This window comes from Candidatus Pelagibacter ubique HIMB140 (genome assembly GCF_025558165.1).
Classification (GTDB): Bacteria; Pseudomonadota; Alphaproteobacteria; order Pelagibacterales; family Pelagibacteraceae; genus Pelagibacter; species Pelagibacter ubique_T.
Window position 1 is genome coordinate 990,044 of record NZ_LAMZ01000001.1, and the last position, 10,236, is coordinate 1,000,279.

Here is a 10,236-nt window from a genome sequence, read left to right on the forward strand (position 1 = left end):
ATGAAAAAAATAATCACATCCCTATCAAGTGCTTTACTGATTTTATTTGCATCACTGTCCTTAACTACAGTTGCTAAATCAGCTGAGTTCTTCACGATAGGAACTGGTGGACCTACTGGAGTATATTTCCAAACAGGTAACGCTATATGTAAAATGCTTCATAAATCAGCAATTAGTGCTGAGCACGGTAGAAAAAAAGGTACAGCTAAAGCGTATAGATGTACTGCTCCATCGACAGGTGGTTCAAACTACAATATTGGACAAATAGCAGCTGGAGAATTTCAATTTGGTGTAGCTCAATCTGACTGGCAATATCACGCAGTAAATGGTTCAAGCAAATGGGAAGGAAAACAGTTTAGTGATTTGAGAGCTGTGTTTTCAGTTCACAACGAACCTTTTCAAATTTGGGCTAGAAAAAAAGCAAGAATTAAAGATTTTGCAGACTTAGAAGGTAAAGTAGTAAACATTGGTAACCCTGGTTCTGGTCAGAGAGGAACTATGGAAGAGCTAATGAAAGCTATGGGTGTTGATAATAGTTTCTTTAAATCAACAACAGAGTTAACTTCTTCAGAGCAAGTGAAAGCTTTATGTGATGGTAAAATTGATGCATTTGGTTATTCGGTTGGATTTCCAAATGGTGCAATGGAACAAGCAGCAACTTGTGCCGCTAAAGCATCTCCAATCAATTTGACTGGACCAGAAGTTCAAGGCTTAATTGATGGTGCTGATTATTATGCGCAGGCTGTAATTCCTAAAGGTACTTATACAAAACAGAAAAAAGATGCTACTACATTTGGTGTTAAAGCAACTGTGGTAACTTCGGCCGATGTTTCTGAAGAATTAGTGTACTTAGTTACAAAAGCAGTTTTTGAAAACTTCGATGATTTCAAAAAACAACATCCAGCATTTGGATTTTTGGAAAAGAAAAACATGATTAAAGATGGTTTATCTGCTCCACTACATCCTGGTGCAATTAAATATTATAAAGAAGCTGGATTAATGTAATCTAAGTTTTTTACTTTTTAAAAGGCCTGGTAATTTTTACCGGGCCTTTTTTTTATGGTATGAATATTTCTTATGAGTGATTCAATTAGCGCCAATATAAAAAATAAAATAAGCGAGGATTTATCACCAACTAGAAACATTACTGGATTTCATTTAAAAGTAGTATCCGCAATAGCTATCATTTGGTCCTTATTTCAACTTTGGTATGCGTCACCATTCCCATTTATGTTGAATTTTGGAATGTTCAAAGGTTTGCCTGCTAGAGCAATACATTTAGGATTTGCATTAACTTTAGCATTTTTAATTTACCCAGTAGCAAAAGGAAAAAAAATTTCATTTTTTGATATTATTATAAGTTTTGTAGGTGCTTTTTCTTGTCTCTATATTTATTTTTTTTATGATCAACTAGTAGAGAGGGGTGGTGTCCTTTTAAGTTTGAAAATCACTGATACATTTAATTTTCCAGTAGAATTAATTTTAGGAGGATGTGGTATTTTAATTCTTTTAGAGGCCACAAGAAGAGCAATTGGATTACCTTTGGTAATAATTGCAACTTGTTTTTTATTATTTTCATATTTTGGAAGGTATGCACCAGAAATAATATCTCATGGAGGCTTGTCTTTAAATAGATTGGTAGGATTTCAATGGTTGGATCAAGAGGCAATATTTGGAATCCCTATTGGGGTTTCCGTAGATTTTATTTTTCTGTTCGTTTTATTTGGTGCCTTACTTGAAACGGCAGGGGGTGGTAAATATTTTTTAGATTTAGCTTTTGCGATGGTTGGTAAAATGAGAGGTGGACCAGCCAAAGCCGCAATTCTAGGTTCAGGAATGACTGGCTTAATTTCAGGATCATCAATTGCTAATACCGTAACTACCGGAACATTTACTATTCCAATAATGAAAAAAACAGGTTTCTCTAAAGAAAAGGCAGGTGCAATTGAGGTTTCATCATCTGTAAATGGACAAATAATGCCGCCTGTAATGGGTGCTGCAGCATTTGTAATGGCAAGTTTTATTGGGGTTACTTATTTTGAAATAGTTAAACATGCTTTTTTACCTGCAATTATTTCCTATATTGCTCTATTTTATATATCTCACCTAGAAGCTTTAAAATTAAATCTTAAAGGAATGGACGATGCGGACGTTCCAAATTTGAAAAAAACATTTTTATCTGGAATTCACTTTTTAATTCCTATTTTTGTTTTAATTTATACTCTTGTTTATTTAAGGTTTACTGCCTCGTATTCAATTTTTTATGCAACAATTACTTTAATTTTAGTCAATCTAATCAACTTAATAATTAAAAATAATTATTCTAAAGACTCTTTTAAAGAATGGTTTAATCAAACAATCGTTGGTTTTGAAAAAGGAGCATTAAATATGGTTGCAGTTGGAATTGCAATTGCTACAGCTGGTATCATAGTAGGTGCAGTTGGCTCAACAGGCTTAAGTACAAACTTAATTATTGTTATCGAATCTATTGCTAAAGATAATGTCACAATACTATTATTTTTAACTATAATTTTGTGTTTATTGTTAGGAATGGGTTTACCAACCACTGCAAATTATGTTGTTGTTGCATCTTTGATGGCAACTGTTTTAGTTGATGTTGGTAATGCATCTGGATTTATTTTTCCATTGATTGCAGTCCATTTATTTGTTTTTTATTTTGGATTGATGGCAGATGTAACGCCACCAGTAGGTTTAGCTTCTTATGCAGCTGCGGGAATATCTGGAGGAGATCCATTGAGAACTGGTGTTCAAGCCTTTTGGTATAGTTTAAGAACAGGAATATTACCAATAGTTTTTTTGTTTAATCATGAACTTTTACTTATTGGTATTGAGAATATCTGGCATGGGCTTATTGTTATTATAACTTCACTAATTGGAATTTTAGTTTTTACATCAGCAACTCAAGGTTGGTTTATAAATAAGCTCAAATGGTATGAGATTATTATTTTTTTAATTATTGCTATTTCTTTGTTGTCTCCAGATTTTGTTTTAAATAAATTTTATCCAAAATATAATTATGAAGAAATTAGTAAAATAAATTCATTAAAATTAGATTCAGAAAAAGAAATTCAAATTAAAATAACAAGACCTAGTTTATATGGAGAAAGATATAAACTTTTTGTAATATCGAAAAATACATTTGAGGATCATTTTACTCTAGAGGATTATGGGATTACTTTATTAGAGCAGGATGAAAAAATAATAGTTGATAATTTAAAATGGAATGGAGAAGCAAAAAAAAATGGTTTTGAAATGGGAGATTATATCAGTGAATTCAAAATTGAAAATTCTGATAGACCATCGAAAAATATAGTTTATCCAATTGCTTTAATTTTATTAGTTACTTGTGGATATTTTAATATCAGAAGAAAGGAATGAATTAACCACCTGGACCTAAGTTTGAAGGTTTAACTTTTAAAATTTTCCAAACTCCAGTTGCTGATGTTATAATTTTATTGTTACATTTTAGCTCACAAAATAAAAATATTAATGTATTTGTTTTTTTTAATATTTTTGTGTGCCCAATAACTTCATCACCAACTTTTGAGGCACCAATAAATTTAATATCTAACGAAATAGTTACACATGGAGCATTACCAGCAGATCTGTGAGCTGCGGTTCCAGCACCAGCATCTATTAATGCTGATAGATAGCCTCCATGAGTTATTCCTGCAGCATTTAAGTGATTTTCATTTATAGTAGATTTAAATTCATATTCAGTTTCAGAGATGTTTCTAAACAAAACACCTCCATTATGTTTCATGAACCCTTGGGTTAAACTTATTTGTTCAAACTCATTACTCATAAAATTTACAATACAATTGTTAATAGCAATAATAACAATGTAATAATTATAAAAAAGTAAATTACTGATTTTTGCAAAGAAGCTTTTAATAACCAATCAATCATTTTTATCCTTTTTGGTGGACCGCCCAGAACTCGAATCTGGAATCTCCCGGTTCGTAGCCGAGCGCCTTATCCAATTTGGCCAGCGGTCCAATATTAATTTTATTAAAGATACTGTATTTTATGGTCTTATTAACAAATTTTGTTCAATTAAAACACAGCTTTGCATAAAAAGATTAATTAATGTGATAAAATAACATAAAAATATATTTTATTTGAGTGTATAAGCCTTTTTAATAATGAGCGAAAAACTACTTGTTCCTGACATTGGTGATTTTGAGAATGTTGAGGTAATAGAATTACTTGTAAAGCCAGGAGACACAATCAAGGAAAATGATCCAATAGTCACAATTGAAAGTGATAAATCTAGTGTTGAAATTCCATCAACTATTTCAGGAAAAATTGATACTATTAATGTCAAAGTAGGTGACAAAGTTTCAAAAGGTGATTTACTTTTAAGTTTAAGCAATTCAACCAAAAGTCTCCCAGAAAGCAATCTTCCTAAAGATACAGAAAATATTATTAAACAAGCTGAGGAAGCTATGGCTGTAAATAAAGAGGAGCTGGTGAATGTTCCTGAGCCAGCTAAAGAAAAAAAACAATCTATAATTCAAGTTACAAATGGATTAGACACAGATCCTTCAGAAACTCAAGATTGGCTAGAGTCTTTATCTGCAGTAATTTCAAAAGATGGAAATCAAAGAGCTCATTTTTTAATTAAGGAATTAATTAACAAAGCCTATCGTGAAGGAGCAAATATTCCTTACACCCAAAATACTCCGTATATAAATACCATTCCTCCTGAGGCTGAAATAAAATCAAATGGAGACCAAAATATTGAGAGAAGAATAAGATCTCTGATCAGATGGAATGCAGCTGCAATGGTAGTAAGAGCTAACAAAAAATTTCCAGAATTAGGTGGACACATAGGAACCTTTGCATCTGCTGCAACTTTATATGATGTTGGAATGAATCATTTTTGGAGAGCAAAAAACAATAAATTTGGAGGTGATCTAGTATATTTCCAAGGACACAGTGCACCTGGAATGTATGCTAGAGCATTTTTAGAGGGAAGATTAACTGAGAAACAATTAGATAGTTTTAGACAGGAAGTAAAACCTGGAGGATTATCTTCATACCCTCACCCTTGGCTAATGCCAAATTTTTGGCAATTTCCAACTGTTTCGATGGGGTTAGGACCAATGCTTGCAATTTATCAAGCAAGATACATGAAATATTTAATCAATAGAGGATTGATTAAAGATGAGGGACGAAAGGTCTGGGCTTTTTTAGGAGATGGTGAAATGGATGAACCAGAATCCATGGGTGCAATTGGATTAGCAGCTAGAGAAAAACTAGATAATTTAATTTTTGTAATTAATTGTAATCTCCAAAGACTTGATGGACCTGTAAGAGGAAATGGAAAAATTATACAAGAACTTGAAGGTAGCTTTAGAGGCGCTGGATGGAATGTAATAAAAGTTATTTGGGGTTCATATTGGGACTCATTATTAGCTAATGACAAAACTGGTCAATTAGTAAAAATTATGAATGAAACTGTAGATGGTGAATACCAAGCTATGAAAGCAAGAGATGGTGCATATGTACGAGAAAAGTTTTTTGGAAAAAATCCAGATACTTTGGAGATGGTTTCATCTATGTCAGATAAAGATATTTGGAGATTAAATCGAGGAGGGCACGATCCCCATAAGGTATACGCAGCTTATGATAAAGCAATTAAAAACCAAGGAAGTCCAACAGTTATTATTGCAAAAACAATTAAGGGATATGGAATGGGAAAAACTGGTGAAAGTGTAAACACTACTCACCAAACTAAAAAATTAGATGTGGATGATCTTATGTATTATAGAGATCGTTTTGATGTTCCCCTAACTGATGAACAAGTTAGAAACATAGAATACTTTAGGCCTGATGAGAAATCTCCAGAGATTAGATACATAAAAGAAAGAAGGCTTAAACTAGGAGGCTATTTGCCAGAGAGATCAACCTTTGCAAAACCTATTAAAGCACCATCAAAAGATATTTTTGATTTTATGAAAGTTTCAACTGGTGAAAAAGAAATGTCTACCACAATGGCGCTGGTCAGAATGTTAACTAATTTGTTAAGAGATAAAAATATTTCACCTAGATTAGTTCCAATTATCCCAGATGAAGCAAGAACATTTGGTATGGAAGGATTTTTTCAAAAAATTGGAATATATGCTCATGAAGGACAGAAATATGAGCCCGAGGATGCTGCGCAACTAAGTTCTTATAGAGAAGATAAAAGTGGACAGGTGCTTGAGGAAGGAATTAATGAGGCAGGAGCGATGTCTTCTTGGATAGCAGCTGCAACTGCTTATACAAATCATGATATTGAAATGATTCCAATATACATTTTTTATTCTATGTTTGGATTTCAAAGAATTGGAGATTTAGCTTGGGCTGCTGGTGATAGCCAAGCTAGAGGTTTTTTAGTTGGTGCAACAGCTGGAAGGACAACATTAGCAGGTGAAGGATTACAACATCAAGATGGACATAGTCATTTGATTGCATCAACAATTCCTAATTGTGTAACTTATGATCCTACATTTCACTATGAATTAGCAACTATTTTTAGAGAGGGTCTAAGAAGAATGCATGAGAAGAAAGAAAATGTTTTTTATTATATTACAACAATGAACGAAAATTATTCACATCCTGAAATGCCTAAGGATAAAAATTGTGAAGAGGGAATTCTTAAAGGAATGTATAAGATAAAGGAATTTAACAAATATAAAAAAACAAAACTTCAACTTTTAGGCTCAGGCACGATATTAAGAGAGATGATGTCAGCAGCTGAAATTTTACAAAACGACTATCAAATTGATAGTGAAATATGGAGTGTTACAAGTTTTAATGAGTTAAGAAAAGATGGGATGGAAGTTGAAAGATACAACCTTCTAAATCCCGACAAAACTCCTAAAAAATCATATGTAGAGCAATGTCTTGGAAGTACTGAAGGACCAATTATGGCAGCATCTGATTATATGAGAATGAACTCTGATCAAATAAGACCTTACACAAACAATAAGAGCTTTTATTCTCTAGGTGCAGATGGTTTTGGAAGAAGTGATACTAGAAAAAATTTAAGAAAATTCTTTGAGGTAGATAAAGAACATTTAGTAGCTTATGGATTAAGCATTTTAGCAAAAGAACAATTGATAGCTTCAAAATATGCAAAAGATGCTATGAAAAAATACAAAATTGATGGCGATAAACCTATGCCAACAAAATTATAATGTCAGATATTGAAATTAAGGTACCAAATATAGGAGATTTTAAAGATGTTGAGGTTATTGAAGTATTGGTAAAAAAAGGCCAATCAATAAAAAAAAATGACCCTTTAATTACAATAGAAAGTGATAAGTCTAGCGTAGAAATACCATCTAGTTTTGAAGGTAAAATTTCTAACTTAAATATAAAAGTTGGAGATAAAGTATCTGAAGGAGATTTAATTTTAACTTTAGAAAAGTCATCACAGATAAATCAAAAAGTTGAACAGAAGCCAATAATAGAAAAAGAATTTAAAAAAATTGAAGTAATAAAACCTGAAGTTCAACAAGAAACTAAAGTTTTAAAAAATGTATCTAACATTTCATCAGCAAGCCCAAAAGCTAGAAAATTTGCTAGAGAACTCGGTGTAGATATAAATAAAGTTTTAGGAAGTGAGAGAGATGGAAGAGTTGTTGAAGAAGATATCAAAAAATTTGTAGCATTAAGATCAAACAATAACACTGAGGTTGTTGAGGAAAAAAAACCAAGCAAAATCAAAAATGAATTTGAGCATTCAGATTTTGGTCAAATAGAGATCAAAGATATACCAAGAGTAAAAAAATTATCATCAAAGTATTTAACAAATTCATGGACCACTATACCTCATGTTACAAATCATGATGAGGCTGATATTACAGAAATGGAAAACTTCAGAAATTCTTTGACTGATATTTATACGGGAGAAAAAATTAAAATTACTCCTTTAGCATTTATTGTAAAAGCTTTAGTTGCTTCGTTAAAAAAATTTCCAAGTTTTAATTCTTCAATTGATGAAATTGAAACAGGTAAAATGACAATGAAAAAATATTACCATATAGGTATAGCTGTAGACACTCCAAATGGACTAATGGTTCCAAAAATTAGAAATGCTAATAATAAAAAAATTTCTCATATTAGTAGAGAGTTGAGAGAGGTAAGTGAGCTTTGTAGAAATTTAAAAATAGATAAAAAAGAATTGTTTGGTGGTTCAATGACTATTACTAGTTTGGGTGGAATAGGTGGATCATTTTTTACACCAATAATAAATTATCCTGAAGTAGCAATTTTAGGAGTAGGTAGATCAGAGAAAAAACAAATTTATATAAATGGAAAGTTTCAAACTAGAACAATGCTACCGATTTCTTTGTCTTATGATCATAGAATTATTGATGGAGCTGAGGCAGCAAGATTTAACAATGATCTTAAAGAAAACTTAGGCAAAAATTTTGCTTATAAGCTAGCTGTATAATCAAAAATGTCTAAGCCTATTTCCCTATTAAGTGCTTTGTTATGCACTTTTATATGGGGCACAACTTTTATTGCTCAAGATACTGGCATGGACAATATTGGTCCTTTTACATTTAATGCTGTTAGATTTTTTGTTGGTTTTTTAGCTATTACCCCACTCGTAATTTTATTTGAATTAAAAAATTTTAAACCAGAATTAAAAACAGATAAAAAAACATTTGTAATTTATGTGTCTTTAATAGGATTGTCCTTATTTTTAGGTTCTGCATTACAACAGGTTGCTTTGCTCTATACAGATGTTGCAAATGCAGCCTTTTTTACGATCTTTTATGTACCTATGGTGCCTATCATAATTTATTTGTTTGGAAAAAAATCAATACATTGGAGTGTATGGCCTTCAGTAATTTTATGTTTAATTGGAGGATATTTATTAACAAATTTTTACGATGCAACTGTTAGGTTGGGAGATACCTTGGTTGTACTAGGAGCTTTATTTTGGAGCACACATATTATATTTACTGGAATTATTATTTCTAAATACAATCTTCCACTTACAATTGGAGCAATTCAAACTTTAATCGTAGCTATTTTGTCTTTTTTCATTGGAATTCTTTATGAAGAATTTGTTTGGAACAACATTCTAATGGAAATGTATTCTATATTATATGCTGGAATATTATCTGGAGGATTTGCATTTGTATTACAGATTTATGCACAAAAAAATATTACACCTGCACCAGCAGCAATTATTTTTTCCCTTGAGGGTGTATTTGCAACTGTAGCTGCATGGTTTATTTTAAATCAAGTATTAGATATAAATAATATACTTGGATGTTTTTTTATTTTGTGTGGAGTTTTATTATCACAATTACTCCCACTTATAAAAAGAGAAAAAATTTAATAAATTAAACTAAACAATACTAAAGCAATTATTATTCTATAAATTACAAATGCATTCATAGAAAACTTATTTATAAAAATTAAAAAATATTTAACTGTTAAGAAAGAAAGAATAAAAGAAGATATAATTGCAATTATTACCAAATAATTAAATTCTGTTGGTTGATTAAAAATATCTTTTAAACTAAGTACACTTGCACCAGCTAATGCTGGTATAGATAGTAAAAAAGATATTTTACTCGAATCCACTCTATTAAACTTTAAAATCCTCGCAGCTGTTATTGTAACGCCTGCTCTGCTTACTCCAGGTATCAATGATAAAATTTGCATTGCTCCTATAAATAAAATTGATTGAATATTTAAATTTGTAGAAATTTTTTTATCAAAACGACTTTTGTCAGAAATGTATAAAACAATTGCAAATATTAAAGTTGTCCATGCAATAGTTTCAATGTTTCGTAAACTATAAATTAGCCCTGTAGTGTATAAAATATATCCAAAGATAATTAATGGAACAGATCCAATAATAATTAAACTTATTAGTCTTTTATTTTTATTAATGTTTAATAACTCTTCTTTGAAAAAATAAACTATTGCAAAAAGAGATCCTAGATGAAGGCTAATATCAATTAGTAATGAGCTAGATTTAAATTCATACAAACTTGAAACTAAAATTAAATGTGCAGAAGAACTTATTGGAAGAAATTCTGAGATCCCTTGAATTGCTGAAAGGATTAAAACTTCTATAATATTCTGAAACATAATTTCTTCGTAGCTTATTAAGCTTATATTTCAAACAATACGATTTGATCATATTAGCTATGCATTTATTAGAAACCTGTTTATTTATAACAAAAATGAAAGATT

At 30.9% G+C, this 10,236-nt stretch carries 7 protein-coding genes and 1 tRNA gene; 5 read left to right on the top strand and 3 right to left on the bottom strand.

The genetic code is table 11. The features are described 5' to 3' along the window. Complete coding sequence (locus VP90_RS05380; RefSeq protein ID WP_262590104.1) at positions 1 to 1,005, top strand: TAXI family TRAP transporter solute-binding subunit; 1,005 nt, start codon at positions 1 to 3, stop codon at positions 1,003 to 1,005. A gap of 72 nt (positions 1,006 to 1,077) precedes the next feature. Then, a complete protein-coding gene (locus tag VP90_RS05385; RefSeq protein ID WP_262590105.1) occupies positions 1,078 to 3,399 on the top strand; it encodes a TRAP transporter permease in 2,322 nt (773 codons plus the stop codon). Position 3,400: 1 nt separating this feature from the next. Here the strand turns inward: VP90_RS05385 and VP90_RS05390 are convergent, their stop codons facing one another. Together VP90_RS05390 and VP90_RS05395 are read right to left on the bottom strand one after the other, a co-directional pair. After that, entirely contained in the window at positions 3,401 to 3,826 is a 426-nt protein-coding gene (locus VP90_RS05390) for a PaaI family thioesterase (protein ID WP_262590106.1), read from the bottom strand. Between the two features lie 116 nt (positions 3,827 to 3,942). Then, positions 3,943 to 4,019, bottom strand: a tRNA-Arg gene (locus VP90_RS05395). A gap of 147 nt (positions 4,020 to 4,166) precedes the next feature. Here VP90_RS05395 and aceE point away from each other — a divergent pair. The 3 genes from aceE to VP90_RS05410 are packed head-to-tail and all read left to right on the top strand — an operon-like array spanning position 4,167 to position 9,370. Further along, on the top strand, positions 4,167 to 7,208 hold the full coding sequence (aceE, locus tag VP90_RS05400) for a pyruvate dehydrogenase (acetyl-transferring), homodimeric type (RefSeq protein WP_262590107.1): 3,042 nt from the start codon (positions 4,167 to 4,169) through the stop codon (positions 7,206 to 7,208). Beyond that, a complete protein-coding gene (locus VP90_RS05405; protein WP_262590108.1) occupies positions 7,208 to 8,470 on the top strand; it encodes a 2-oxo acid dehydrogenase subunit E2 in 1,263 nt (420 codons plus the stop codon). The genes aceE and VP90_RS05405 overlap by 1 nt, the downstream gene beginning before the upstream one ends. 6 nt (positions 8,471 to 8,476) lie before the next feature. After that, positions 8,477 to 9,370, top strand: a complete 894-nt coding sequence (locus VP90_RS05410) for a DMT family transporter (protein ID WP_262590109.1) — start codon at positions 8,477 to 8,479, stop codon at positions 9,368 to 9,370. On the opposite strand, the gene VP90_RS05415 is transcribed toward VP90_RS05410, so the two are convergent. Then, positions 9,367 to 10,131 (bottom strand): undecaprenyl-diphosphate phosphatase, encoded by a 765-nt coding sequence (locus VP90_RS05415; protein ID WP_262590110.1) that lies wholly within the window; start codon positions 10,129 to 10,131, stop codon positions 9,367 to 9,369. The two genes, VP90_RS05410 and VP90_RS05415, sit on opposite strands and share 4 nt — an antisense overlap. Between the last annotated feature and the right edge of the window lie 105 nt (positions 10,132 to 10,236).